19 protein-coding genes and 2 pseudogenes are annotated in these 26187 nt (G+C 48.7%); 10 read left to right on the top strand and 11 right to left on the bottom strand.

Features of this window, described 5'->3' with window-relative positions; translation table 11 throughout:
- Positions 1-7: 7 nt before the first annotated feature.
- From ACMHLI_RS03120 to ACMHLI_RS03085, 8 genes are all read right to left on the bottom strand, one after another.
- Positions 8-358 carry a hypothetical protein gene (locus tag ACMHLI_RS03120; RefSeq protein WP_413528208.1) on the bottom strand — a complete coding sequence of 117 codons (351 nt, stop codon included), beginning with the start codon at positions 356-358 and terminating at the stop codon, positions 8-10.
- 48 nt (positions 359-406) lie between these two features.
- Entirely contained in the window at positions 407-1432 is a 1026-nt protein-coding gene (locus ACMHLI_RS03115; RefSeq protein WP_413528207.1) for a diguanylate cyclase domain-containing protein, read from the bottom strand.
- 261 nt (positions 1433-1693) lie between these two features.
- The gene (locus ACMHLI_RS03110) at positions 1694-2749 is read right to left on the bottom strand and encodes an NAD(P)-dependent alcohol dehydrogenase (RefSeq protein ID WP_413528206.1); all 1056 of its coding nucleotides are present in this window, start codon (positions 2747-2749) and stop codon (positions 1694-1696) included.
- Between the two features lie 83 nt (positions 2750-2832).
- On the bottom strand, positions 2833-3240 hold the full coding sequence (locus ACMHLI_RS03105) for a cupin domain-containing protein (RefSeq protein ID WP_413528295.1): 408 nt from the start codon (positions 3238-3240) through the stop codon (positions 2833-2835).
- A 248-nt stretch (positions 3241-3488) separates the two neighbouring features.
- The gene (locus ACMHLI_RS03100; protein ID WP_413528205.1) at positions 3489-4646 is read right to left on the bottom strand and encodes a CfaE/CblD family pilus tip adhesin; all 1158 of its coding nucleotides are present in this window, start codon (positions 4644-4646) and stop codon (positions 3489-3491) included.
- Between the two features lie 15 nt (positions 4647-4661).
- Positions 4662-7394: a TcfC E-set like domain-containing protein gene (locus ACMHLI_RS03095; protein WP_413528204.1), complete on the bottom strand. Its 2733-nt coding sequence runs from the start codon at positions 7392-7394 to the stop codon at positions 4662-4664.
- Positions 7395-7470: 76 nt separating this feature from the next.
- A complete protein-coding gene (locus ACMHLI_RS03090) occupies positions 7471-7974 on the bottom strand; it encodes a CS1 type fimbrial major subunit (RefSeq protein WP_413528203.1) in 504 nt (167 codons plus the stop codon).
- Between the two features lie 179 nt (positions 7975-8153).
- Complete coding sequence (locus ACMHLI_RS03085) at positions 8154-8951, bottom strand: fimbrial protein (protein WP_413528202.1); 798 nt, start codon at positions 8949-8951, stop codon at positions 8154-8156.
- 498 nt (positions 8952-9449) lie between these two features.
- On the opposite strand from ACMHLI_RS03085, the gene ACMHLI_RS03080 reads away from it, so the two are divergent.
- The 3 genes and pseudogenes from ACMHLI_RS03080 to ACMHLI_RS03070 all read left to right on the top strand — a co-directional run bounded on the left by ACMHLI_RS03080 (position 9450) and on the right by ACMHLI_RS03070 (position 13154).
- On the top strand, positions 9450-10313 hold the full coding sequence (locus ACMHLI_RS03080; RefSeq protein WP_413528201.1) for a hypothetical protein: 864 nt from the start codon (positions 9450-9452) through the stop codon (positions 10311-10313).
- Positions 10314-10466: 153 nt separating this feature from the next.
- Positions 10467-11718, top strand: a pseudogene (locus tag ACMHLI_RS03075) (MFS transporter).
- Complete coding sequence (locus tag ACMHLI_RS03070; protein WP_413528200.1) at positions 11715-13154, top strand: glycoside hydrolase family 32 protein; 1440 nt, start codon at positions 11715-11717, stop codon at positions 13152-13154. Before ACMHLI_RS03075 ends, ACMHLI_RS03070 begins: the two are co-directional and overlap by 4 nt.
- A 12-nt stretch (positions 13155-13166) precedes the next feature.
- On the opposite strand, the gene ACMHLI_RS03065 is transcribed toward ACMHLI_RS03070, so the two are convergent.
- Positions 13167-14162 carry a LacI family DNA-binding transcriptional regulator gene (locus ACMHLI_RS03065; protein ID WP_413528199.1) on the bottom strand — a complete coding sequence of 332 codons (996 nt, stop codon included), beginning with the start codon at positions 14160-14162 and terminating at the stop codon, positions 13167-13169.
- Between the two features lie 118 nt (positions 14163-14280).
- Here ACMHLI_RS03065 and ACMHLI_RS03060 point away from each other — a divergent pair.
- Positions 14281-14445: pseudogene (locus ACMHLI_RS03060) on the top strand (hypothetical protein); the annotation flags it as partial.
- Positions 14446-14642: 197 nt separating this feature from the next.
- Here the strand turns inward: ACMHLI_RS03060 and ACMHLI_RS03055 are convergent.
- A complete protein-coding gene (locus ACMHLI_RS03055; RefSeq protein WP_413528198.1) occupies positions 14643-20228 on the bottom strand; it encodes a DUF3320 domain-containing protein in 5586 nt (1861 codons plus the stop codon).
- 780 nt (positions 20229-21008) lie between these two features.
- Here ACMHLI_RS03055 and ACMHLI_RS03050 point away from each other — a divergent pair.
- Positions 21009-21341, top strand: a complete 333-nt coding sequence (locus ACMHLI_RS03050) for a hypothetical protein (RefSeq protein ID WP_413528197.1) — start codon at positions 21009-21011, stop codon at positions 21339-21341.
- A gap of 74 nt (positions 21342-21415) precedes the next feature.
- Here ACMHLI_RS03050 and ACMHLI_RS03045 read toward each other — a convergent pair whose 3' ends face one another.
- On the bottom strand, positions 21416-21979 hold the full coding sequence (locus ACMHLI_RS03045; protein ID WP_413528196.1) for a YagU family protein: 564 nt from the start codon (positions 21977-21979) through the stop codon (positions 21416-21418).
- 1109 nt (positions 21980-23088) lie between these two features.
- On the opposite strand from ACMHLI_RS03045, the gene ACMHLI_RS03040 reads away from it, so the two are divergent.
- From ACMHLI_RS03040 to ACMHLI_RS03020, 5 genes are all read left to right on the top strand, one after another.
- On the top strand, positions 23089-23355 hold the full coding sequence (locus ACMHLI_RS03040) for a pyocin activator PrtN family protein (protein WP_413528195.1): 267 nt from the start codon (positions 23089-23091) through the stop codon (positions 23353-23355).
- 60 nt (positions 23356-23415) lie between these two features.
- Entirely contained in the window at positions 23416-23658 is a 243-nt protein-coding gene (locus ACMHLI_RS03035) for a DinI-like family protein (protein ID WP_413528194.1), read from the top strand.
- 312 nt (positions 23659-23970) lie between these two features.
- Positions 23971-24210, top strand: a complete 240-nt coding sequence (locus tag ACMHLI_RS03030) for a DinI-like family protein (RefSeq protein ID WP_413528193.1) — start codon at positions 23971-23973, stop codon at positions 24208-24210.
- Between the two features lie 132 nt (positions 24211-24342).
- Entirely contained in the window at positions 24343-24969 is a 627-nt protein-coding gene (locus tag ACMHLI_RS03025) for a hypothetical protein (RefSeq protein ID WP_413528192.1), read from the top strand.
- Positions 24953-26035, top strand: a complete 1083-nt coding sequence (locus tag ACMHLI_RS03020; protein WP_413528191.1) for a helix-turn-helix domain-containing protein — start codon at positions 24953-24955, stop codon at positions 26033-26035. The genes ACMHLI_RS03025 and ACMHLI_RS03020 overlap by 17 nt, the downstream gene beginning before the upstream one ends.
- The last annotated feature ends 152 nt before the right edge of the window (positions 26036-26187 follow it).

Raw genomic sequence — 26187 nt, 5'->3', positions numbered from 1 at the left:
AGTAAGCTTAATAATGCGTGGGTAATCCCGGCTGCGCAGAATAATTACTTTGCGCCAGCTCCTTCGGCAGACAGGCAAACCGAATGTTAACCTTTTCGCCGTCATTACTTTCGCCGAGCGTCTGGAATCTGCCGTTACAAAACTCGAAAATCTTTTTGTAAGTCTCCGCCCGACGGTGACGTTCCAGAATGGAAAATACGGAAGAGGTGTAACTCGCCTGCCCCTGGGCAAAAGATTCATCGAACTTTGCCGGGCGATAGGTTTGCTCGCCTACGGGTTCATCAATACTTGAGCATCCTGCCAGAAAACCGGCGTTCATAACCGCTGCAATCATCACTATTTTCATATTTTTCATCATTATTCATCCCGGAAAATGCATTCCAAATCAGTGTAGACCAGGAAAGGCTTAAGCCCTGCCTGCGCTGCCAATACTGTTTTTGCCATTTTGTTTTACCGCCGCTACGGCGTGTTCTGCCGCGGCCAGCCACTGGTGGTAATCTTCCCGCCCGCGCGAGGTTGCTATGCCCGCGCTCAGAGAGCACTGGAAACCGGCGTCCTGCGATAGCCGGATTTCTGAAGCTTTGAGCAATAACCGGTATCCGACTGCGTAGGCCTCCTCTTCGGAAATTCCCGGCAGGATCACCACGAACTCATCGTCACCCAGCAACGCAGGGAAATCGTGCTCGCCGGTTTCCTGACGCAAAATCGTCGCCACCGAGCGCAGCACATAATCCCCGGCCTCACGACCAAACAGGTCATTGACCATTTTTAAATCATCGACGTCGAGCACCATCAGGCAGGAGAGATCGTGTCTGGAACGATCAAACTCCAGCATCAGCCGCCTGTCGAGCAACCGCCTGTTTGGCAGGCCGAGGAACGGATCCATCAGCGCAGTTTTCTCCAGCTCATGCTGTTTATCACGCAACTTTCTGGAGATCGAATAGTTGGCCGCGCTGAAGGCGATGATGTAAATCGTCGAAAGGGGTAACGTCAGCCACAGGGTGCGCACGGTAACGTCGTTATAAAACGTCATCCCCGAGAACGGCCAGCAGACAATAAATCCGATGCAGTAAAACGCCATCGCACGGCGTAACAGACGCCAGCCACCGGCGGAAAAACGATCCGCAATAAGGATGGACGTAATCACCGCAGACGGCAGAGGACAGACGCCCATCAGCGCGACCCATGCGCCACCGGCGACGGCGTCAAACGCCAGATTTCTGAACTCGGCCTGATTGGGCTTTTTAGACCACCGTGCAATCAGCATCGCGACGTGTGGCCAGATAAACCCATTGAACACCAGCAGACTGATCGGCAGCCAGGATGCACCCCGCTCTTCAAGCACAGAGGCAATGGGCAGAAAGCAGAGGAAAGTGCCCAGCATGCGCATCAGATACATTCGTCGTAAAAAACGATCCGAACGTTCACGCACGTGACTTTCATCCGGGAAAAAATGTGGCATACCTGACAAAGCTCGCTGAATGTAATTCTTTTTATAGTAGTCGAGTTAGTGATGAGTCATCTAGTTAAAGCATCGGTTTTAATGGGGGGAATAAGGGGTGTTTTTGACTTATTTAGAGAGAGTTATAGGTTTAGCGCAGAAATTTGGGATAGCGGTGCATTGGGAATAAAAAACGACCCCATCAGGAAGCTTTCCCGAAAGAGTCGTTTTACAGTGTCAGAAGCAGATTTCTTACGCCGTCAGCGTCGCCATATCAATCACGAAGCGGTATTTCACATCGCTTTTCAGCATACGTTCGTAAGCGTCGTTAATGTCCGGCATGCTGATCATTTCGATGTCAGAACCGATGTTATGTTCGGCGCAGAAATCGAGCATTTCCTGGGTTTCTGCAATGCCGCCGATGCATGAACCGGCTACGGAGCGGCGGCCAAGGATCATCGACAGCGTGCTAAGCATCGGGCTGATGTCACCGAGGAAACCAACAAACACCAGCGTGCCGTCGATGTTCAGGGTTGGCATGTACGGGTTGATGTCGTGAACGTAAGGCACGGTATCGATGATCAAATCGAACTCGCCTTTGGTCGCGGCCATCTGCGCGTCATCCGTGGAGACCACGATGTGGTGCGCGCCCAGACGGCGGGCATCTTCTGCTTTGCCGGCGGAACGGGTGAACAGCGTAACTTCCGCACCCAGCGCATTCGCCAGTTTCAGCGCCATGTGGCCCAGACCACCGAGCCCGACCACACCGACTTTGCTTCCCTTGGTGATATTCCAGTGGCGCAGCGGCGACCAGGTGGTGATACCGGCGCACAGCAGCGGTGCGGCTGCTTTGAGGTCGATGCCTTCCGGCATTCTCAGCACGAAGCTTTCGCTCGCCACGATGGATTTGGAGTAGCCGCCGTAAGTCGGCATATGATCATGGCGATCTACGCTGTTATAGGTCTGGGTGTTGCCTTCTAAACAATACTGCTCGAGCCCTTTTTCACACGGGCTGCACGTGCGACAGGAATCGACCATACAACCGATCCCGGCGTAATCACCGACTTTGAATTTGGTGACGTTCTTACCGACTTTCGCCACGCGGCCCACCACTTCATGGCCGGGCACCAGCGGATAAGTGCTGAATCCCCAGTCGTTGCGGGCCTGATGTAAATCTGAATGGCAGACGCCGCAATACATTACGTCGATCACTACGTCGTCGGCGCGGGCTTCGCGTTGTTCAAATTCGAAGGGCGCTAATGGCACTTTCGCTGACTGGGCAGCGTATCCGAGCACTTTCAGGGTCATGATATTTTCCTGTACAGGTAGAAAGTAAGAAATCCCGTCCGGATAATCCGGACAGGATGTTGTCAAAAATGAAAACCTGTTCTTTATTTCTGATACTGCGCGTCGGTCACTTTTTCCATCCACTCTACCGGGCTGCCGTTGAGAGATTCAGCAATCGCGATATGCGTCATCGCGTTTTCCGGCGTCGCGCCGTGCCAGTGTTTCACCCCTTCCGGGATCCACACGATATCCCCCACGTTCATTTCGCGAACATCGCGGCCCTCTTCCTGTAACCAGCCGCGACCGTGAGTGACGATCAGCGTCTGACCCAGCGGATGCGTGTGCCATGCGGTACGCGCGCCGGGTTCGAAGGTCACGGTGGCGCCGCCAACGCGGGCAGATTCCGTACCGCTGAACGGCGCATCAATGCGCACTTTACCGGTGAAGTAACTTTCCGGGCCGCTCTGAGAAGGCGTGGAACCGCTTTTGGTGATTCTGATTGCGTCGTTCATTTTATTCTCCGCTTCGGCAAACGCTGCCGGGGCCATGCAGGACATCATCATTGATAGTGAAAGCGTAGTTGCTTTGAAGGCATTCATGTCACTTTCTCCTGCCACGTTATGCTCGAGCCATTACAGACTCATGATTGATTGAACTACGTTAGCGCCCTTCGCGTGTGCGGACTAGATGGCAAAATATGAAAGCACCTATGAGCAAAATTCATTAATCAACGTCATGAGTTGTGAATATTGTCAGAGAACTATTGCGTCGTCGGGGTATAAATAATCCTCAGAGTACCGCGATAACGCCCCGCCGTTTTCGACGATAACGTGAAAGACGGCGTAATTAATTCCATCGGTGCGGGAACGCACAACACGGAATTTCGCTGCCCCGGTAAAACGACGCGCCGTAATACGCCTTTATTGGTGCCGCTCCAGATGACCTCAGTGCCGTTCTGCACTATCTGCCGCGCTTTGGTCAGCGGATTAATCACCTCTATCGAATAATCCAGACGATCTTGTGCCAGATTTTTATTCCCGCCGATGAGATATAACGAAAACAATCCGGTGGCTCTGGAGGGCGCGGCAGAACCTTCGTCCTGAAAGATCAGGCTTACGCGGTTGCTGTCCGAATTATTGCCATCATAAAGACACATATCCAGCGAACGGCTGCCGCTCACGGTGGTGGTGGCGCGGGCGCCGGGAAAGATTTTCAGTCCGAGATCCACATTCGCCGCCGCATTGCCAAACTCGGGCAGATAGATCTGCTGATTACCGTAATCCGTCACCTTGAATGTCATGCTGGCGATCCAGTCACCCAGCTTGGTTACGTTGGTACAGCCCACGTTCACATTCTGCGAATTCCCGGTACAGGTTATGGGCCATTGCATCAGCGACATTTTGAGCGTTCCGCTCCAGGTTCCGGCGGAAGGGAATTTACTCAGCTCCGACGAAGGGAGATACGCCGAGTAATCCGTACCGTCGCCCCTCGGCGTTACTTCGCCGCCAAAGGCATTCAGCGGCACCAGATTGGTGGCCACGACAATGTTATTAAGCGATCTTCGTTTGGTCATATAGACATTGAGCACCAGCGTCTGTTTGGTGGTGTTTTCGGTAAATAAAACCGGTACGGGATACGGCGCGGGGGACGCTTCCAGCCAGACCGGAAACGTCAGGCAGGCACCATACTGATTGCTGGTTCGTGACTGACAAACCAGCGTGTTTCGCCCCCACTTGGCCGCGTTGGTGGTGTCATAGCCGCCGTTTTCGTTGGTCCAGATGGGCAACTGCGCCGGTACGGACATCCGGTCGAAGGACACGGCGACGCTGGTGTTGCGTCCTGACGGCGTGAGCGAGGCCGCCTGTGCTCCGCACATCAGGCACATCAGCGCCAGACCGGCAAGAAATCTACTTTTCATACAAAATCCCTATTGTTATTCCTGCGAAGAAAACTCTGCCCGGGCAAGAGGACCTTCATCCGTCCGGCGGGTAGCGATCAGCATTTTTGCCTGCTGCTGAACGTCCTGCGGCACCGACGCAAGTTCGACCGTTTTGCAGTCGCTGTCGCCGACGTAACGCACAACGTCATGCGTGCTTTTCACCTTCAATTCGCAGCGGTACATCTGCATGCCACGCGCCATATATAAATTCTTCATGCGGTGATCGGTTTCCGCTGTGAATCCGCCCTGCCCTAATCCCGACCAGCTGGCGACATTCAGCGGCGTGGCGCCTTCCAGCGGCGTTTGCTGATTGATCATCAGCCTGCCGAGATAGGTATAGCGCGAGACGATATTCACCTTGCTGACCAGCATCCGGCCCGGCGCGATAAACAGTGTCCGGCGTCCGGCACCCTGCGTGATTTCACTGCGCATACCGGCGGTGGATTCAATGGAATCATTGATGCTGATATTACTTTGCGTATACGCCGGTACGCTGAACAACGTGCGTCCGGTACCGTGCAGGCTGGCGCTGCCCGCGCCGTCAACGGAGACATCCACGCGGGTATCCCGGCTGTCATCGGTACTCACGACGTTTAGCCCGACAGCGGCACCGGGCAGGCCGTTGCCCCATTTGCCCCAGTACAAACCGGATTTCGCCACCGCCATTGAGGAGTTATAGCTGCCGCTGCTGCTTAAACGCTGGCCAGACGCACCTGAAGAGGCGGAACTGAACGCCAGACTGCCGCTGCCGTACTCGCCGCTGGTTTTCCCGTAGACCGAAGCATTCAGCGTATTGTCCTGATTCCCGTTGAGATTCACGCCGATTTCCTGCTGATTCTGCGCATCGAAATACCAGTTTTGCGCAACGTTATAGCCAACCTGATCCTTACTGCTGCGGTCAGTCTGATAAGTCATGCCTACCGAGCTGTAGTTCGAGCGCGCATTAATCGTCGGCGTGCTGACCCGCGAGAGCGAAACGGAGAGAAACCCGCCATTATCGCGCTTCATGCCGGTGTTGCTGGTGCGCGTAAAAAAGTTGGCGCTGGTATTGATGTTGATGCCGCCGACGCTGAACCCGCGCCCAAATCCGGCCTGCCAGGTGGTTGTCTGCGTTTTGTTATAGCTGCTGCGGCGAGTCCACACCGGTACGATGTCGTTATCATCGAGCTGCGCCGGGATCACGTTGCGACCTTCATTTTTGCTGGCGCTGTAACCGGCATTCACGTACCAACTTTTCACCGGCACGCTGAACATCAGACTGCTGCTCTGATAGCAGCCGCTGAAACCGTATTGGCCGCCGTTATTGCTGTAGCAGTCCTGCGCATACAGCGCGCTGCGGTAAAAGCTGAGGGAAAAACCGTCGTTATAGGTGACTTGCTGAATATTGCCGCGCGAGCCTTCACTGCCCTTCAGGTAACTGAAGCGGGTGGTAAGAATGCCGTCGAGCAGCGGGTTATCAAATCCGTGGCTCCAGTCGAGTGCGCTTTCGACAAAATGGTGGCGGTTGGTCGCGGCCACACCGCCGGTCAGCGCGGCTTCACGGCTGAGCGGCACTTTGATCCCCGCCTGCATCACGCGGCGGTCGGCACCGTTTCGTGATTCTGCGCCGTTGCCCTGTACCTCGCGGTCAGGAATGGCACCACCCTGCACAAACCATTCGATGTTCTGGCTGGTCGCATTGCCCGTGCGGCTGAAAGGCACCTGCTCGGTACGCGACAGCTGGTTATCTTCATACACGCGCAGCGTCACGTTGTAACTGCCATTGGGGAACGCGGTGGTATCAAGGTTCTGTGTCCCCGCATTCAGGTAAAAAGTGCCGAGCAGTTGCTGATCGCGATAGGCATCAATGCGTGACGGGCGGGTGATAAACACTGTCACGGGTGTGCCCTGCGCCGCCTGCGAGTTGTTCATCCAGGCCAGCGTGGAACCGACGCGCGCGCCTTCGATGGTACTGAGCGGCAGCTGGCTGAGGGTAATATTTCCACCCGCGTTGCTGAAAATATCCCGCGAGTCCATACGCCCCGCCTGGACGTAATAGCGTTTGCCGACGTCACGGCGCAGGAAGACGTTGTTAAAACGCACATCCTGATGATTTTGCTGACGATATTTCTGCGCCAGATAATCCCAGTCAATACCGGCATAGCTGTTTTCCGTCAGCCCGAGCGCACCCGCGCCCTGAAGGGACAACGTCTGATCATCATTGTTGGTAACGAAGTTGATATTCTGCTGATGGATAAACGCCGCTTCCGTTTCTGCCGTCTGTTCGTAGTACAGTGAGCTGTTATCGGCGGCGAGCGGTACAAACTCGGGGCCGAGAAACAGCGCGACTTTGGCATTGTTTTCATCATAGATAAGCGCAACCGAATCCGTGTCCAGATAGTCGCAACCTGCCACGCCGCCGTTACTGCTGCACGCCAGATTTCCGTTCCGCGCCAGAGGCTGGCGGATCAGCGTGTCTAACACCGCCTGCTGCTGAGAATTTTTTTGGTAATGCGCCATTACCGCCTGCGCCACCTCTTGCGGTTTAAGGAAGGTGACGGTATCGAGGTTAACGGAGGCTTCAAAAAGTCCAAGCGATTGCCCGTAGACAGAAAGGTTGACCCACAGCGTCTGGCCGGTGACCAGCGATTCAAAACCTGGTGGAACCTGAGTGGCGGCACGGGTTGAAAGAAAGGGGATCAGGGTAATGAAAGAGGCTATTAAAACAATGCGAATATTGACCTTCATTACAGCGTCCTGCTGAAAAAGAATAACAAGGGGGCGAACTGCCCCCCGAAATAATCGATCAGTCAACTCCGGCAAATCAGCTCGACGTCGTTGCCTGTGTGATTAACAGGCTGACCACGCCGGAATAGGTGCCGGTCGCCAGAGGCGATACGGTTGCCGGGGAGATTTTCAGTGGCAGAACGGAAGAACCGTTCGCAGTACCCGCCGGAAACAGGGATGCATAAGTCAGGGAAGTTGCCGTGGTGGTGATCGGTTTCAGATCTGCACCCAGCGTGACTTTCAACGGAACGGCGGTACCGGTCACGGTTTCGTTTAGCTGGGCAGTGCTCACCAGTGCCACGTTGATATTGGCGGTAGAAGAATTCGACCAGATTTTAGTATCCAGTGAATAAGTAGATAAACCACGGCCAGGAATATATTGCATATTAATAGTGCCTGGCAGTGCAGTACCGTCAGCCTGTGTCATATCTACCGTCGAATCAACGTTGGCATTGACAGTAATATCTTTCTGCACAGCCTGTGCATTAAATGCAGCCGTTAACGCAGCAGCGATGAAAAGTGGTTTGATTAATTTTTGCATTTTTAGCTCCATGAAAATCCATGTAATGGCCCTATACGCCAGATAATTCTCGCTACAGGAAGGCGACTGAATATAGCCAACGCACCTGCGGCTTGAAGAATGACGCGCATCAATGACCGTCTCGTTGATAATGAACTGCTTTATAACAAACGGGTTGTTATTCCCTTAGAATAAGCTGATTATTTTCCGAGAATATACTCGTTCATATTTCTCGTTTTCTGATCAACATATTTAATTCGTATTTCCTGTGCTGCGCTTACTTCCGCTGGCGTCCATGCTTTAAACCGCAATGCCTCATCCGGATATACCGTGGCGTGTTCCTGTTTCCACTGGCAGCTGCCGCTGCTATTTTTTTGCAAGCAGAGAGCGACTTCGCGGATCACCATGCGCACGGTGCCATCATTTTTAACTTCACCCGATGATAAGGGTATAAGAGATAACACAGCATGCTTCGGTGGAATATGAACCAGCACGCCCCAGACTAAATTGATACCTACCTGGTTGCTGATTTTATTTTCCTGAACTGTTTTATCTTTCAATTCTTCCGGCGCACCGACGGCCTCGAAGTAAACACGCCAGGCGGTCTCTTTCTCCGGAGGTTGTAACGAAATAAGACGAATGATGCGTTGCGAACCTGATGCCAGCGCGAATTTATCCGGCGTAGCAATCAGCGAGCGTGAAACCGCATCTTCTATCAATGTTTCTTTTTCAAATTGTGTCGCAGGACGATCTATTCGCTTAATACTGACTTTAATAAACTGCGCTTCACCGCTTTGCGACAGGGTCTGTACCTGCGCTGCGCCCTGGCTATTTAGCGTCACTTCCATAGGATAGACACTCATATTTGCCAAAGCAGCAGGGACGGCTAAAAAAGTCATTGATATCAGAGACAAACGAAGTAGCCAGGCGAACTTCTTTTTACAAAATAACGCAAAAGAATTGCCGTGATGCAGGGTCTGATGACGTGACTCTTCCATGATAAATCCTTATAAAATCCATTAAAAAACGTGCCGGTAATTCCCTCTCCTGAGAGAACCCCTGTTAACCCGGACATTTGAACCCACGGGTATAACCTGGCGATAAGAAAATTCTCACACAGGCTTTGTTATGTCACTGTCCATTTTTGTGGTTAATTTTTTCAAGAAAAACGGCAGAAAATCCATGTCGTAAAAAAACTGCCTAACTCAATGAAATAACTGATTAAAATATCCATATAAAAAATAAGACTTTGACTTTTGAAAGTATTATAACTGGTGAAAATAAAATCAGAGTTTATGCAAAATAGTCACTTTAGTGCTAGGATTATCCTGAGAAGGGCAATAAAGACCCTTCCTTATTTTAACAAAAATCGCTAAACACCCAATGTTGCCATATAGCATAATGAACCGTTTCTCAACGGACTTTAAATTAACGCTAAAGAACAATTGCGATGTTTTTTTATTTGTATTATGGAACCAGGCAAAGTAAGCAGCAATATGAAGAGTAAACAACAACTCACAGAATTAATTTCTCACCGTGCAGAAGCAATTAAGTCCCATAAAGATATTGAGGCAGTCATGCAGAAGCACTATAAACTTCTGTTCAGACTTTACCTGACTAAACCTCTCTATTTTAAGGTTATTTTTAAAGCAAATCGTTTTATTATCGGTTCCGCCATCATGGCGTATTTTTTCACGACAGAAAAACCTACGCTTCGCCACGTCAAAGATTTTTGCAAGAAAACGGGTTTAATCAGCGACAATACGATCGATTCTTTTCTGCTCTTTATCCGGGTTGGCGGTCGTATGGACGTTAAAAAGGATCCGCAGGATAAGCGAAAGTTAAACTATCAGGTGACGTCAAAAGCGCTTGATGAAACCCGTGCGTTAATTAATACCATGATGATCCCCTACGGAATGCTTTATCCGGATTTCGATGTATCGGGATGTTTGAAAATGGAAAATTTCATGGCTGATTATTTCCATAAATATGCCGAAATCACCCTCAATCAGGTGTATCTCTTCGATATGGTACCCGATTGTAAGGAGTTCATATTCAGGGATGCCGGGCACATGCTGCTAATGGACCTGTACATCGAGAGCATCAGGCAGCAGACGGCGGTGATCGAGTACAACTACCTGAAAGCCTCGCTCAAGTGTGGAGTGTCCCGTTCGCACATCAAACGATGCCTGAAAGCGGCAGAAGTTGGCGGATTACTGACGCTCGATACACCGAATAACACCATCATCCTGCACCTGACCTTCATGCAGATGGTACTGAACTATTTTGCCGTTTACATGGCAATGGTCGAGCATGGATTGCGCGGCCTGCCCGGTGTCCCCCCGCTTCCGGCGCACTGAACCACAAGATTTTGTGGTTCAGATCACACTTCAATTATGTTAACGTTAACACTTGTGATTAACATCATAATTCCGCATCGTTCAGTCTGGGAAAAGCAATAAGTTAACGTTAACAATGTGGTCTGTCTCTTCGAAACACGCACGGATATGCCCATGAAAAACAGTCACCGAAGTCACTACACATTGCTTAGCGGATTGCTTTTTTGCTTTTTCTACACCTGGTCCTCCGCCTTTTCGCTAATCTCCCTATGGCTCAGTCAAAAGGTCGGGCTGAAAGGTACGGAAACAGGAATGTTCTTTTCCGCCATCGCCCTGACGGCGCTGTGCGCCCAGCCGCTTTACGGATTTATTCAGGACAAACTGGGGCTGCGCAAAAACCTGCTGTGGGCCATCGGCTGTCTGTTACTGGCCAGCGGTCCGTTTTTTATCTTCATCTTCGCCCCGCTGTTGCAGGTCAATATTCTGCTGGGTGCCGCTGCCGGGGGCTTGTACGTCGGCGCGACGTTTTTTTGCCGGGATTGGCGCACTGGAGTCTTACACCGAGCGGGTCAGTCGCATTTTGGGGTTTGAGTTCGGCAAGGCCAGAATGTGGGGATCGCTCGGCTGGGCGGCGGCCACCTTCTTCGCCGGGATGCTGTTTAACATCAACCCGAACCTGAACTTCTGGATGGCGTCATCTTCTGCGGTGATTTTCCTGCTGCTGCTGTGGCGGTTGCGCGAAGTGAAAACCGATGCGCTGAACCAGCTCGAGTACGGCAAGCCCGCCAACCTCCAGCTGGCTGATGCCGTGGCTCTGTTTCGCCTGCCGCGTTTCTGGGCGCTGATCGTGTTTGTGACCGGCGTCAGCGTTTACAACGTTTACGACCAGCAGTTTCCGGTGTACTTCTCCTCGCTGTTCTCGGACGTCAAAAACGGCAACGAGATGTATGGTTTCCTCAACTCCTTCCAGGTGTTTTTAGAAGCCGGCGGAATGTTCCTCGCGCCGTTTGTCGTTAACAAAATTGGTGCTAAAAACGGATTATTGCTCAGCGGCCTGATCATGGCGCTGCGCGTGTTTGGCTCGGGGCTGGCGGCGGATGCCGTCACGATTTCCTGCATGAAGCTGCTGCACGCCGTCGAGCTGCCGATCCTGTTGATTGCCATGTTTAAGTACATCACGACCCGCTTTGACCCGCGCCTTTCGGCCACGCTGTACCTGGTCGGTTTTCAGTTCATCACGCAAGTCTGCGCCAGTGTGTTATCCCCGCTGGCCGGGCACGGCTACGACCTGATCGGCTTTGCCGACACTTACATGATCATGGGGATGCTGGTGCTGGTTCTGACCCTCATCTCCGGCTTCCTGCTCATCGGTGAAAAGAGCCGGACGCCTCCATCTGTGTTATTCAAAAAGAGTGAGATTTTATGAAACAGCGACTGGAACGCGCAGAACAGGCGTTGCGCGATGGAAAATCTACGCGCGGCGATACCTTCTACCCACACTTTCATCTTGCACCACCGGCAGGCTGGATGAATGATCCTAACGGGCTGATTTATCATCAGGGGTTGTATCACGCATTTTATCAGCACCATCCGTTCAGCGAGAACTGGGGGCCGATGCATTGGGGCCACGCCACCAGCCGGGACATGGTTAACTGGCAGCATCAGCCGGTGGCGCTGGCGCCGGGCGATGAGTATGACCGCGACGGCTGTTTCTCAGGCAGCGCCGTGGACGACAACGGTGTACTCAGTCTGATTTACACCGGCCACGTCTGGCTGAGCGGCGAAGGCAATGACAGTGCCATCCGTGAAGTGCAATGTCTTGCCACCAGCAAGGACGGTATTCACTTCACCAAACAGGGTGTGGTACTCACTCCGCCGGACAACATCATGCATTTTCGTGACCCGAAAGTCTGGTACGAATTGGGCTACTGGTGGATGGTTATCGGCGCGCGGGATGAACACGATTGCGGGCAGGTGTTGCTGTACAAAGGCGACAGCCTGCGCGCCTGGACGCTCGATCGCATCCTCGCCAAAGCCGACGGTAACACGGGCTACATGTGGGAATGCCCAGATTTCTTCCCGCTGGGCGATGAACACATTTTGATGTATTCGCCGCAGGGCATCAAAGCGCAAGGCTATGATTACCGCAACCTGTTCCAGAGCGGCTGCGTGCGCGGCAGATGGCAGCCGGGTCAGGATTTTGAGGTACTGGAAGGTTTCACCGAACTCGACAACGGCCATGATTTTTACGCGCCGCAGTCGTTTACCGCTGCCGACGGACGTCGGGTGGTTATCGCGTGGATGGACATGTGGGAATCGGTGATGCCTTCAAAGGCGGAAGGCTGGGCGGGCTGCATGACGCTGCCGCGTGAACTCACGCTGCGCGAGGGCAAGGTTTGCATGATGCCGGTGGACGAGGTGCGGACGCTGCGCCGTGATCATCACCCTCTCCTGCCGCAGGTCATCAAAAGCAGCGTTGTGCGGATAACGGATAACGCGCAGGCAATCGAAATCATCGCACAGTGGGATCTCAGCGCTTCTGATGCGGAGAGCTTCGGTATAAAACTGGGCGACGGCGTCTCCGTCTTCGTGGACGCACAGGCGCAAAGGCTGTGTCTGCGTCGTGATTTCCCGCAGTACGGGATCCACGATCACCGCAGCGTGGCGTTGCCAGCGGGTGACACACTGGAAGTACGGATCTTTATCGACCGCTCATCAGTGGAAGTGTTTGTTAATCAGGGCGATGCAACGCTCAGCAGCCGGATTTACCCGCAGCCCGATCGGCGTGCCCTCTCTTTCTTCGCGGAAAAAGGTGAGGCGCCGTTAGTGCAGAGTGAATACTGGACGTTAAGCGCAGGATAATTCGCGAAGACGTTATAAAGACGCCCGCTCAAGCAAGGGCGAGGCGATTTTTATCAGGCCGTGATTGGGGCGCTGTTCGATAAGATGCAGCACCGCTTCACGGCCGATTTCACGGTGCGGCAGCTGCACCGTGGTCAGCGGCGGCAGAAACAGATCGCCGATGCCGACCATATTGTCATACCCGAGCACGGCGACCTGCTGCGGTATCGCAATCCCTTTCGCCAGCAATACCTGATACGCCAAAAATGCGATGCGGTCATTGCCGCAGACCAGCACGTCAAAATCTGGTTTGCCGTCGATGATGAACTTTTCGAGCATCCCGACAACGTCACGGTAATGCTCATCCCCCAGTTCCATATGAAGCTGACGAAGGTGTTCTTCCGCCAGTCCGGCTTCGCGCCACGCCTGCTCAGCACCTGCGCGACGGCGGATGCCCGCGGGAATGGACTGCGGCAAATAAACGCACAGCGGACGCCGGTACCCTTTACGGATCAGCATATTCATCGCCTGATACTGACCGTCAAAATCATCAGGAATATAGCCCGGCAGAGCGAGCTCACGGCTGAGACAGTTCGCCAGCACCAGATTTTTATCCAACAGCCGCGCCGGGATCTCGACTTCGCGCAGCCCCATGGTGGTAAAAATGATGCCATCCGGGCGTTGCGAGAGCAGCTGACTGACAGCGCGCTCGCTGTCTTCCTTTGACGTAATGCTGACCAGAAAACTGCTCCAGCCAAATTCGCGGGCGGTGAGTTCTATCGAGAGAAGGAGTTCAACCGAGAACGGTGTTGTGGCGGTATCGAGCGCAAGTACGCCAAGCGTGGATACTTTGCTGCTTTTACCGCGCATTTTCCGTGCGGAGAAATCGGGCACATAATTCAGTGCATCAATGGCCTGCTGCACGCGCGCCAGGGTTTCCGGCTTCAGCCTTTGCGGCTCATTAATGGCGCGGGACACGGTCATCAACGAGACCGATGCCAATTGTGCTACTTCTTTCAGCGAAGCCATACCTCTCCCTATCAGCGAATTTTACAGCCCTGATCCTACACAAAAAAACGACCGCAGCGTAAGCCTATATCTTTGCAGATGAGAGGCCGCAGGGGGTTTGCTCTGAAAGGCTGCACAAGAAACGCAGCTTTCACAGATAACGCCGGTCGATCTCATCAGCAACGTTGTTTTGGGCAGAATTATCGGTGGCGTCATTTATAACGATGTTATCCCGCAGTACCAATGTATTTTCGTGCTGACGATCGGCGTCATGCTAACCTCTCTTTTGTACACAATCAGTAAGACAAAGAATGGTTGAATAAGAAGATCAGGGCACTGGATGTCAAGGAAATCAGCGACATTTTCCTCGCCGAATTGTGACCGGAACCGATGACGTTGGTCATGACGTACGGGAAAGTATGTCGGTAGGGTTGTCTAAGGATAATAAAAGACACCTTCACAGGTGTCTTTTATTTAAGAGTTATTTAGTGCATTGGATAATTATATAGCTAGATGAACAGGGATGATCATCCCCGCTACTTCGTCACTTTTTGATCTGTTATCAATAAGCATCATCTCGTCACGTAATAATATGTTGTTTTTCAACATATCCTGAATAACATCGGTAATAACTTTTCTCAAGGTACCGCTCGTTGCTTTAAACCCAAGCATTCGCGAAACTGAGACAATTAACTCATCCTCAGATGCACCAAAATTACTTTTGATCACCTGAAAAATCCCCACTGCAATTTCCTGAGGTGCAATCATTTCTGGTTTACGGATCCCTGCAGAATGGACATCTTGTCTGTTACGAATCGTCACGGAAGAAGCGGGATATAAAAGAAACGCATTATTTCTGACAATATGACCTTTGGAGCAAGCTACTTTAAGAGCCTGTTCAACAGCAGCTTCAATACGAACACCCGAGCGTTGTAATCCCCATGCGGTTCTTAACCGGGTAACGACTTCACTGAAATGGACAGGCGATTCTATAATAACAATTTGCTCCGCTAAATCGGCCAGAATCCCTGTGGGAGTTTCATGCAGTTCATAAGCTAAGTTAGCCTTAGGCTCTGCTTCAATGTAATTATTTGATACAAAGATAGAAGATTCAACATCTCCAAGCCCAATCTCGGTGACAGGTCCGCGGTCAACAGTCACAATCTCAACCGGAACTGCACGACTGATTTGCGCGCCTCGCTCAAGTCTGGCTGCGAGTTCAGTCTTAGCAGTTTCAATTGCGACCAACGTACGAGCCAGTTGCTCTTCAGGTCTCTGGAACCAGTCAGTACTCCAGATCCGATGGATGATCCATCCATGATCTTCAAGAACAGCCTGGCGCAGACGATCTCGCTCGCGTGCCGACCGCGATGAGTGATATGACATCCCGTCGCATTCGATTCCGATCAAGTACCGCCCTGGCATTTCAGGATCGGCAATACCGAGATCAATATAGAAACCAGCAATACCTACCTGAGGATGAACCTGATACCCGGCTAACTGAAGTGCATCAGCTACCTGCTCTTCGAAAATACTGTCCATTTCCCGATGACTGGCATGTGCAACCGATAGTCTCCCTGTTCTTGCATAGTGTAGGAACAATTTGAATGCGAAAACGCCCTTTCCTTTCGCCCTCTCAAGATCAATATCTTCATCAGTTATTGAAGCATAAACTTCACACCTGCGTTTTGCCCTGCTGATTAATACATTAAGCCTGCGCTCCCCGCCTTCAGCACCAAGTGGACCAAAGCGCATTGCCATGTAACCATGCTCATTTTTGGCATAACCTACTGAGATCATGATGACATCGCGTTCATCACCCTGAACGTTTTCCAAGTTTTTAATGAAGAAAGGTTCGCTTGGATGAGAGTAGAAGAAACTCTCCAAATCAGGATTCAAGCGGCGTAATACTTCAAGTTCATCCTGAATCGCAGTGCGCTGGGAAACTGAAAACGTGGCAACACCTAATGACAGTTCAGGATTATTTTTGGCATGTTTCAAGACTGCCTCGGCAACCTGTTTTGCCTCAACAACATTAGTTCCCTTTCCTCCAGCCCCGAAAACGCCCCCGGTCACGGGATAAAACTGTAACCCCATTCCCGCTTCCTGAGTGTAAGGACTTGGAACGATGAAGAGTTTGTTCTCATAAAATTGACTATTTGAGACGGCAATCAAGGATTGATGACGGCTGCGATAATGCCAGCGCAACATACGTTGCGGTAAACCACGTGCAACAAATAATCCAAGAATGCTTTCAATATCCGATACCTGAGTGGATTCATCATCATCGTCATTGCTCGATTCCGTCATTTTGCTGAAGAATTTCGTTGGTGGCAGTTGCCGTTCATCACCCACTACAACCACTTGTCTGCAACGTGCAATCGCACCAATTGCATCAACTGGCTGTATCTGGCTGGCTTCATCCATCACTAACAAGTCAAAATTCTGTCTGCCAGGAACGAGGAACTGTGCCACGGAAAGAGGACTCATCATCATGACAGGCTTCAACGCCTGAATTGCAGAACCCGCTTTCTGCATTAGTTGCCTTATCGGCATATGGCCTCGCTTACGCGCCATTTCACCTCTCAAAATGCCGACAGGGCCTGCACCACCTTCTTTAGAAGGTATGCGGCGATGATGCGCACGCACAACTTCAAAGCTTGCCGCCTTAATTCTCTGAAGATCAAACTTGGCAAAATCTGACGCCAGCCTTGAATGCAGTTCACCATCAAAACGAGCCAGTTCAGGTTGTTGTTGAACCATATTAGCCAGAACCGATTCGTAATATGCCCTTTCCATTGTCAGCCTGGCATGAGTTAAAGAAATCCGACCATCTGCCAGCCTATCAACCAGTTCATTAAGACCAGAACTACGCGCCTTAGTCGCACGATGTTGGTATGCAACCCATTTAGATAATTGCTCAGAATGAAGCAACCACGAGCCGAGGACATCACTAACACTTTGCATTGCTAATTTTTCAGAAGACGTAGCTTTAAATAGCATGGCGGGTGATGCTTTCAGCTCATCAGCTATTATTCGAATTGCTGCCAGCAGAGTATTTTTATGATCAGAAAGACCGTTGACAGATTCAATGATCTCGTGTCTTTCACTGTAAACTTTAGCGGCGACAAAACGATATTGTGAATATTTTTGCATCCAGTCAGTTGCGCTTTCCAATTGCAACCAGTCAGATTCTGTTCCTTGCCAGATATCACCAAATGCTTGCTGAGCTAAGGGGGCATAAGCGGATATTTTCTTTCCTAACTCCTGTAATTCCTTCAGGCGAAGTACTAACTGAAGACGCGCGCCAATGTTCTGTGGAGGATTTTGTAAAACCTGGCGGGAAAGTTCATCAATCTCACCCAGGTGTCTGGCCCGCATTTCGATAGTGCTGAGATGGACGCGTGTAATAGACAGTTCATTACAGAAGTTATCACTCGCGCGTTGTGAATAGGCATTCCAGAGATTCATCAACTCTGGTTCTGCTTGTTGCATTAAATTGAAAACGCTCTGAGCACGTGACTGAACGATACTACGGTCAGCCAACTGACTGACTAAGACGCGTGGTTCAGAGCCGAATCCTTTAAGTGTTCTCATCCAGTCGACAAGCGCTCTCAATGGCTCACTGTTACTACGTTCGCTCCTCCAGTCACTACCAAATGCAGACTGACCCAACGTATCTCCCTCACGTATTTTGGCTACCGCTGCTTGGCCTTTAATAAGTTCATCGAGTAATCTTACAATATCCGGAACGGGGAGATTAGCATCCTGTAAGATTGATCGGCTCAGTGCACGTGCGCTGCGCCATTTGCTACTGAGAAAACGAAAGGCTCCGGTTTCAGTAGCCAAAACTTGTCTGGCATATTTAACCTCCGTGTCCCATGCAATATCCAGTAAACCAGAACCCACATTCTTTCTGACGGTTTCCAGATTCTCGATCGCATCAACAATGTCAGAAGCTTGTTCAACCCCGTAGTCCCATACAGTAGCAATAAAAGCATCCGAGCTGGCTTCAGGCGCGTCAGCAACACGTTGTGCTAGCGAGGCCAGACGAGAAATATCCGTAAATGTGCCATAAATTCCCTGAGCCCCCAGCTCTTGTTGAAGGCGTTCAGCCTCAGCGAGTAATCTGGGAAGTAAATCTTTTAACAGCTCCGCAGCTTTGAAACCTGAAAAAATAAAGTCCTGAGGTAACGCAACCAGATATTTTGATAAGTCATCTACAGAGACTTTTACAGCTTCTGAGGTGATGACATCCGAAATATCAGCAATATATTTTTGATATAAAAACCCTTGCGAAACCGACGTTTTAATTGTTTCGAAATCAGTATTCCACACAGTTGAAGTTAATGCTTCCACACCCAGCGAGGGAACGTTATCTACAATGGCCGCAACGGTTTCAAGAAGGTCAACATCATTGAATAATATAGGCGCTGAAGTTATTTCCAGTGCAATAGCCATACTTTCCATTTTGGACTGATACAATTCAATTTGTTGTTTTTGTTCAGCCAATCTTGGTATCAGCCTCTCGACTTCAACAGGTAATATTTCCTCTCGCCCTACGCCAAACCAAGGATGTTCATCCGGCAAACCAATATCTTGAATTCGCTGAACTAACTCATCCACTAATTCAAGTCGTTTGTTGTATTCATTTTTAGACCAGCTTAATATCCCGCTTAATGTTATATCAGAAGGCTGCTGACCCGTTCTGCGTAATCGAACCAACTGCCCCATCACCTGATAAGGTGTGAGTTCAGAGGGTAAATATTGTTCATGTAACCTGCGCGAGTGTTCATTTAACTCATCGCGTGCGCTTGTCAGATTTTCCAAAAGTACATCGGGGAATTCACCGCGTGGAGAACCCAGTTCCCATACTCTTTTTAATTCATCTAAAAAAGCACGTTTGTTGGCTTTATTACTGTGCAGTTCTAAACACGCATCCCCTACTCCTGCCTGATCCAAACGACGCTTAACTACTTCAAGAGCAGCCATTTTTTCGGCGACAAAAAGGACTGTCTTTCCATCAGCAATAGCTGAAGCAATAACATTGGCTATTGTCTGAGATTTACCCGTTCCAGGTGGCCCTTGAATGACAATATTTCGCCCCTGCCGGACGTCATTTACTGCCAGAGTTTGTGAGCTATCGCTATCCACAATGTGGAGCATTTCTTTGGGCTGAATATAGGGATCAATAGAGACATCATCCGGAATCAATGACTCACTGCCTTCAAATCCATCCGCAAGTAATGCACGAACAATCGGCTGATCGGTGAGTTTATTACCTTCTGGCCAGTTATCTGGATCCAGATCTCTGTACATTAAAAACTTAGCGAAAGAGAAAAAACCTAGGGTGATATCGTTGTTCTGCACGCTCCAGTCAGTTTTAGTGCTGACTGCATCAGCAATAGCGTCCATATACCCTATAATGTCAAAATCATCCCCTATATCAAAAGCGGGTAATTTGAGCTTATGAATTTTATCCAAAAATGACTCAAGAGAAAGGTTAGCCAATAATTCTTCTGGCCTGATTTTAAGTTTAAACCTTTCACCAGCAGTTCCTCGCTCCAGAGTAACGGGGAGTAAAACCAGAGGAGCAAATCGAATGTTTTCTTTATTATTGGGATCTACCCACTTTAACGTACCTAACGTCAGGAACAGGATATTTACCCCTTGTTCCTCTTCTAGAATTCTTGCGTCGTGATAAAGATCTAATAATCTTTTTTGCAAACCTTTTGGCGTCATTCTGGTTTGTAATTTTGTATCAGTTTGACCGGTTCGTAACTGCCAGGCATCTTCATCAGGCTGTAGCAGGTTTGTTTCGGTTAACTCCTCTGTAAGCTCATCCTTTCCGTCGTCATCAGAAGCACCACGCCCGGGCAAAAATGTAAAGGCCTTGGATTCATTAAAGAGAAAACGGTATACCTGCTCGGAACTCTCACCGATTATTTCTACACTTTTAGAAGTTTTCGAACGGGGGATATTTAGAAGCTTATTGCGTGCGCCGAGATCCAACAGCTCAGTACGAGCTCGCTCAAGCTTATCTTCTAGGGAAAGACGACTTTGAAAAAGTGAACTATCTACGTCCATAATCTCTATATTTTCCAGTGAGTTAATATTAAAGTCAGCGCAAATGCAGATATCACCCTGTCTTGCAGCAACAGAATAGTCAGAAATAAATTTTTAGTAGGGCGGGAATTAACAAACATATTACTACTGAAAAAGTAGCAGGTGTATTGGAAATTTAACATCTGATCATTTTACTATAAATGAAAACTATACGTTTAAGAAAACTTTGAGAAAATCAAAAAGCCATATACTTAATAGATAAAGAAAATAATTTGATTCACAACGTCAATAGAAAACAATCCGTCAAGATAATCATGCTACTAGATATAATTTGAATTATTGCAAAAAAAATAATTTACTACAGTTATTTATGCCTGATGTGATAATTCCTACAAGAGCTGGAGCAATTTATCGAATGGCATCATGTAGAAGCGTTCGTGACAGAAGGGCTTATCGGCTAAACACTCAACGATTAATAGCCCCACCTTTGCGAGACATCTTCCAAATCTGAATACAACTCCCTGTAAATTCATCCAGCCTGTTTCTTTGTTTCGTTGGCAGGAATAAAGTCTCCTCGCTGCGGCAAAATCCGCAGTCGGAGTTAGCGTTCCGAGACTTACACGGTGGCGTTATGTGATAATGCCGCGCGCTTTGATTCACCCCAAATAATGGTGGCTCAGGCAGGGGCTTCGCAAGAAGCGCCGGATCCGTGTAAGCCGGTACGCTAACCCAGTCTGAGCTGCCACCCGAGTTTAGCGTCTCAGGTGGTCGTTTTAATCTTACTTACACGGAATTTAAATAATGACTAACACTGAAACCGCATTCACAGAAAACTCTATTACCGTATTCCGTTCGCTGATTAACGAAATGGATATAAGCAGCTTTAAGGATACTCAGCTCTATGACCTCAGTGCGCTGGCGTCTGAATCCGCCGAAGGGCTGTGCCACGGCTTGCTCTGCCTGAGTGAAGGGCTGGAGAACAGTGAGATCTTGCCGCCAGAGGGTATCCTTCAGGTGAGCGCTTATCTGAAAGCCACCGCGCATGTCCTGCCAGTATTGTTTGAGCTGTGCGAACGGGCGAATGACGGACTGGGAAAGGCGAGAGTAATCAACGCTGACGCCATTAGCGGATAGCGTATCCTGTCTGACAACACACAGACAAAAAAGCCCGCCAGACAGCTCAGGCGGGCTTAGGAAAAAAGAAAATGTTAACGGAACGGTGAATTCATCGGTACTTCGGCGTCTGGTTCATGCGTGATGCGGTTTCGCAGATCACGGCGAATCATTTCAATCGCCCAGAACCAGAAGATGTGCCCCACTAATTCTGACACATATTCATCCAGCGGAAGCCCGGATAATGGTGGTGTCAGCCCCAGCAGCGGGAAACTGATCCAATGAACACACACGGTGGCAATAATACCCGCCAGCGCGCCCTGCCATAATTTCACTTTCGGAAAAACTTCGGCCACCAGGCAATAACCTATCGCGAAGACCAAAGAGAAAATAATGTGGGTAATATGAACAGGGTTAATGATGTGTTCAGAAAACTGGTAAACCGTATGAGTCGGATCAATACCCAGATAATCTCTCAGGAACAGAAAAGGAGGATTGAACTGGTCGCGCCCCCCTGAGAAAGTGCGCGGTGGCAAAGGCACTTCCGCGCCCCATTTCACAAAGGCAGACATCATACCTGCGATGATTCCGACAAACAGAGCTACGCCATAACGACGTCGGCCCGGTGCAGTCATAACAAAAAATTCCTTGATTTTCATAGATCCCCAGTGGCTAATAAATTTCCGTTAAGGGTAAAACTTTACAGATTGTCATAGTTGATCTTGATCAGGGTTTTGGGATATTTGTAAATAATTGTGTAGTTTAGGATTAATTGCTGCCAGAGTTTTATTTCTGGATGCTGCTATATTTTTATACTCTTCAGAGATAACGAATAAACATCAAACGCGGTTAACTGCCACCTTAAAAACAACAATCATCTTCAGATATGATAAGCAGAGTGAATATAGCCTTCACTTTCCGCTGTTTTTACATGAAGTAGTAGCACTATTAGTATTTGTTAGATACGCCTTAAATAAACGCTAAAATACCTATTTTTACCTGCATTGCTGGGTAATACTGTTTGTTCCTTGAGGACATACATCGGAGGATACCGGACGCAATAACGACTCCCATGTACAGGCGGACAATAGTAAACACAAAGCAGTAATTAAAATTGTTCTCATAAATTATATCCCAGTTGTCTGTTAATGAAATCATATCAAAATACTGAAAATCCGTCTTAAATGACTAACAAGCGGTACGAAGTTAATTTTTACTGACGCCAGTCATTTTACAAAGCCGGGTAGAGAGACTTAAGAAATTTAGGAGAAGTTAAAATAAGTTAGAATGGTCCCTACAGGAGCAGAATGAAAACAACATCAACTTGATTAATAACGATTTATTTTATGAACAAAAACACACATACCCCCAATGATACCCCCAAATGTTTTCGCTTCAACTTAAAGTGTGGTTTCTCTACAGCTTTGCAGTATACCATTAGAGTGAGCATCTGGTGTTCAGATGGTGCTAGCGTACCAATTTTGACCATCACTTTAACTCTCGATTACGAATTTTCTTTCCCAAAAAACCTCATATATAACCAGAAAGTGGTGGGTTCGGTAGGTTCAGTCGGTTCACGTGGATAATTTACTGATAAATATAAGATAAATTTTTATTTTTGAACCGACCTTGGGTTGGTTCATTAAGCTCCATCGTAGGTTCACCTGGCACGCGCCCTGTAAATTTTAGACTTTAATTTGCGTAAATTACCCATCCTATTAGATGATTAAAACTCTATGTTATTGATGTTCATCAGGAAGGGAGGCATATGAATACATCATTTCTTCTTCTCGCGGAATTCGATACTGCAACTATCGCACTTTCAGACGTTGCTGAACGCTACTTTGGAATGAAGCCTTCAACAGCTGAAAACAAAGCTGCAATAGGTCAATTTCCGGTACCCACCTTCCGCGCAAGCGATAGTCAGAAGGCCCCGCGTTTGATTCACATTCAAGATTTAGCAGAGCATTTGGACAAACAAAGGCAAAAGGGAATTGACCTCTTTCAGAGCATGCAATCCAAATCTTCCTGTTGAACAAACCTCAAAACAGCAACACTGTATGAATAACCAGTTGAATCCAAGTGGAGAGTTTTCATGTTTGTTGAGCTGATTTATGACAAAAGAAATATGGCCGGTGTGCCGAACGCCAACGCGCTGATTCTGGCTGAATTGACCAAGCGCGTGCATGGCACCTTCCCTGACGCTGAAGTGAAGGTTAAACCGATGGTGACGCTCAGCAGCATCAACACGGACGCCAGCAAAGCACAGAAGGCGGTTCTGGCGGGAATAGTTGAAGAGATGTTTGATGATGCCGGTAACTGGCTGGCGGCTGATTAGAGCAAAACTTGAGGCAGTAGTAACAGACTTCGCAGGATATACCATATCAACTGGAAGCCCAGTTTGAAGATATGAGGTTGCCATGCTTATCTCGAAACATGAAGTTATGAAACTACTGCACATTAAGTCGAGGGATACGCTCTATCGGTATGAGCGTGACAGAGGATTCCCTACCCCAGTTAAAACTCACCCGACATTTTACGTCAGAAAACATGTTGCGGAATGGATTGAAAAACAGAGTTACAGCCCATTATCTTAAGGCTCGTTGGTTTGAAGACGCACCGCGCTGTAGCATTCGAATGAGGAAAATTTATGCACGTTGAATTGCTGATCGATAAAACTAAGCAGCTGCCCGCTGGCGCGGTCGAGGCTTTCAAAGTTGAGTTTGAGAAAAGGCTTGAAAGGAATTATCCAGGCGCTACGTTCAGCATTCGCCGAGCAGGCAGTGATGGGATGTCGGTGATGGGCGGAACTACTTGTGATAAAGAAGTGATTGATGTGAAGTTGCAGGATACGTGGGAAAGCGCGGATGATTGGTTTCAGCCCGATTGATAAGGGAAATATAATACAAATCAATTAATTAACCCGTTATGAATAATTTCTGGAATATTTTGTTGTTTGTTTTGTGGTTGCTGCATATACTCAACTTAACATTTCACAACAAAATAAATCACAGGATCCTGCATGTCTCTCATTACCAAAGAAGAAGCACACGCTATCTTTAGCCCCTACTATCGTGTGTTCACGTCGGTCTTCGATAACGTCTGGAAAAATTGGTTAGAAAACGATGTCGCCCACAGACTGATGGATAAAAGAGTTCGTGGTGCGATTCTTCGCAACGATGCACTCTATTTTCTTAAGGACGAAATTGAAACAACTAGTCTTAAGGACATTAAATATACAAAAGTCCCTCACCAAACTGGTTTTTTGATTGGTGATAAATACTTTGTCCGCATAAAGAAAGGTGATAAAAGCTTCCGCTCTATGAACTACCCCACTCAAAGTGCTCTGGACTTCCATAATCCAGAAGTAGACATCTTTGGGGGGCTGGTGAGGCTAGAGCTTTTGTATATTCTTAGTGACGATGGCGTTGGAATCGATAAAATAGTCCTCACACAGAGAAACATGAAGTACGTAGCCTGGGCGATAGATTTAACTGGTGCTAACGTTCTTGAGATGCCTGTTAACAACAATGAGTTTGATTTCGACGCTGCTCAAACGATTAAGAAAACCGAGCCAGCAAAAACCGTTATCAAACGCAAGTCAGCGAAGAAAAAAGAAACGAAGGTAGCAAATGAACGGGGAGATTAAATCAACTTCTGCACGCCCTGAAATGATTGAGCTTCGTCGTAGAATGCTTGGGATCAGCCAAAAAGAGCTGGCGTCTCGCATTTCTGTTTCACAAGGGACTCTTTCTAAAATAGAACAAGGGCTTAAGCAAGTGACGGACGAGCAACTGAGAAGCTTAACCTTTGCTTTATCCTGTCCTGTTGATTTCTTTATGCTTCCAGAACGCCTTTATGGTGGCCCTATTAGCGCTAGTCCCATGTATCGCAAAAAGGCTTCTGTAAGCATTAAGCTTTTGGATCGTCTGATCGCTGAGGTTAATTTACGTATAGCCCACATTAGAAAACTATTGCAGTTTGTGGACTTCGAGCCTGAGTATGAATTGCCCTACTATGATCCGGACGATTATCAAGACAATATTGAACTTATCGCACAAAGTGTCAGAAGGTCTTGGCATTTACCGCGTGGACCAATAAAAAATTTAATAGAGGTGCTTGAACGCGCAGGGATCATCATCATTGATTGTGATATGGAAGATACTGGCCTATCAGGTTTAAGTTATAACCTTCCGGGGTTGCCTCCACTTGTTTTTATGAACAAGAACCTTCCTATGGATAGATACCGATTCACTTTAGCCCATGAATTAGGGCATTTAGTGATGCATAAATCTCCAAGCCATACGATGGAAGATGAAGCCAATACTTTCGCTGCTGAATTTCTCATGCCAGCTAGTGATATTTTAGGTCAGCTCCGGGACATTAATATTGAAAAGGCTGCATATTTAAAACCTTTTTGGCGCGCATCAATGGCCTCTTTACTGTACCGAGCCAAAACGTTGAATACGATCACAGCCGGACAAAGTGACTGGATATGGCGTCAAATGTCTATGAAAGGTTACAAAACTGATGAGCCAGTGAAATTGGAAGTTAATGGGGAGCAGCCGACGCTCTTGGCTGCGATCATTGACCACCTAAGAGAAGAGCTTGGCTATAATTTGGATGAATTAGCCACGGTGTTTAGTTTACATCTTCCTGAAGTGAATAAGCTTTACGGCATAGGTTTGACCAGCCATCTACGGATTGTCAATTAACCAGCACCTAAACTTAAACCCGGCCACCGAGCCGGGCTTTTTGTGCCTTCAATACAGTGATCGTCGGCAAGGATAGGAAGTTATGATGTTGGTGCGAGGTTGAGATAATAAAGCCCTCCTGAGAGGGCAATGAGCATGATAGGAGTAAGCGT

The sequence above is a fragment of the Rahnella inusitata genome, from assembly GCF_965118895.1.
Taxonomy (GTDB): Bacteria; Pseudomonadota; Gammaproteobacteria; order Enterobacterales; family Enterobacteriaceae; genus Rahnella; species Rahnella inusitata_A.
This window is presented reverse-complemented; position numbering and strand designations above follow the sequence as displayed.

Coding starts and splice junctions, on each gene's coding strand:
- ACMHLI_RS03120 (WP_413528208.1), bottom strand. CDS start 358: ATGATGAAAAATATGAAAATAGTGATGATTGCAGCGGTTATGAACGCC.
- ACMHLI_RS03110 (WP_413528206.1), bottom strand. CDS start 2,749: ATGACCCTGAAAGTGCTCGGATACGCTGCCCAGTCAGCGAAAGTGCCA.
- ACMHLI_RS03105 (WP_413528295.1), bottom strand. CDS start 3,240: ATGAACGACGCAATCAGAATCACCAAAAGCGGTTCCACGCCTTCTCAG.
- ACMHLI_RS03100 (WP_413528205.1), bottom strand. CDS start 4,646: ATGAAAAGTAGATTTCTTGCCGGTCTGGCGCTGATGTGCCTGATGTGC.
- ACMHLI_RS03095 (WP_413528204.1), bottom strand. CDS start 7,394: ATGAAGGTCAATATTCGCATTGTTTTAATAGCCTCTTTCATTACCCTG.
- ACMHLI_RS03090 (WP_413528203.1), bottom strand. CDS start 7,974: ATGCAAAAATTAATCAAACCACTTTTCATCGCTGCTGCGTTAACGGCT.
- ACMHLI_RS03085 (WP_413528202.1), bottom strand. CDS start 8,951: ATGGAAGAGTCACGTCATCAGACCCTGCATCACGGCAATTCTTTTGCG.
- ACMHLI_RS03080 (WP_413528201.1), top strand. CDS start 9,450: ATGAAGAGTAAACAACAACTCACAGAATTAATTTCTCACCGTGCAGAA.
- ACMHLI_RS03070 (WP_413528200.1), top strand. CDS start 11,715: ATGAAACAGCGACTGGAACGCGCAGAACAGGCGTTGCGCGATGGAAAA.
- ACMHLI_RS03065 (WP_413528199.1), bottom strand. CDS start 14,162: ATGGCTTCGCTGAAAGAAGTAGCACAATTGGCATCGGTCTCGTTGATG.
- ACMHLI_RS03055 (WP_413528198.1), bottom strand. CDS start 20,228: ATGGACGTAGATAGTTCACTTTTTCAAAGTCGTCTTTCCCTAGAAGAT.
- ACMHLI_RS03050 (WP_413528197.1), top strand. CDS start 21,009: ATGACTAACACTGAAACCGCATTCACAGAAAACTCTATTACCGTATTC.
- ACMHLI_RS03045 (WP_413528196.1), bottom strand. CDS start 21,979: ATGAAAATCAAGGAATTTTTTGTTATGACTGCACCGGGCCGACGTCGT.
- ACMHLI_RS03040 (WP_413528195.1), top strand. CDS start 23,089: ATGAATACATCATTTCTTCTTCTCGCGGAATTCGATACTGCAACTATC.
- ACMHLI_RS03035 (WP_413528194.1), top strand. CDS start 23,416: ATGTTTGTTGAGCTGATTTATGACAAAAGAAATATGGCCGGTGTGCCG.
- ACMHLI_RS03030 (WP_413528193.1), top strand. CDS start 23,971: ATGCACGTTGAATTGCTGATCGATAAAACTAAGCAGCTGCCCGCTGGC.
- ACMHLI_RS03025 (WP_413528192.1), top strand. CDS start 24,343: ATGTCTCTCATTACCAAAGAAGAAGCACACGCTATCTTTAGCCCCTAC.
- ACMHLI_RS03020 (WP_413528191.1), top strand. CDS start 24,953: ATGAACGGGGAGATTAAATCAACTTCTGCACGCCCTGAAATGATTGAG.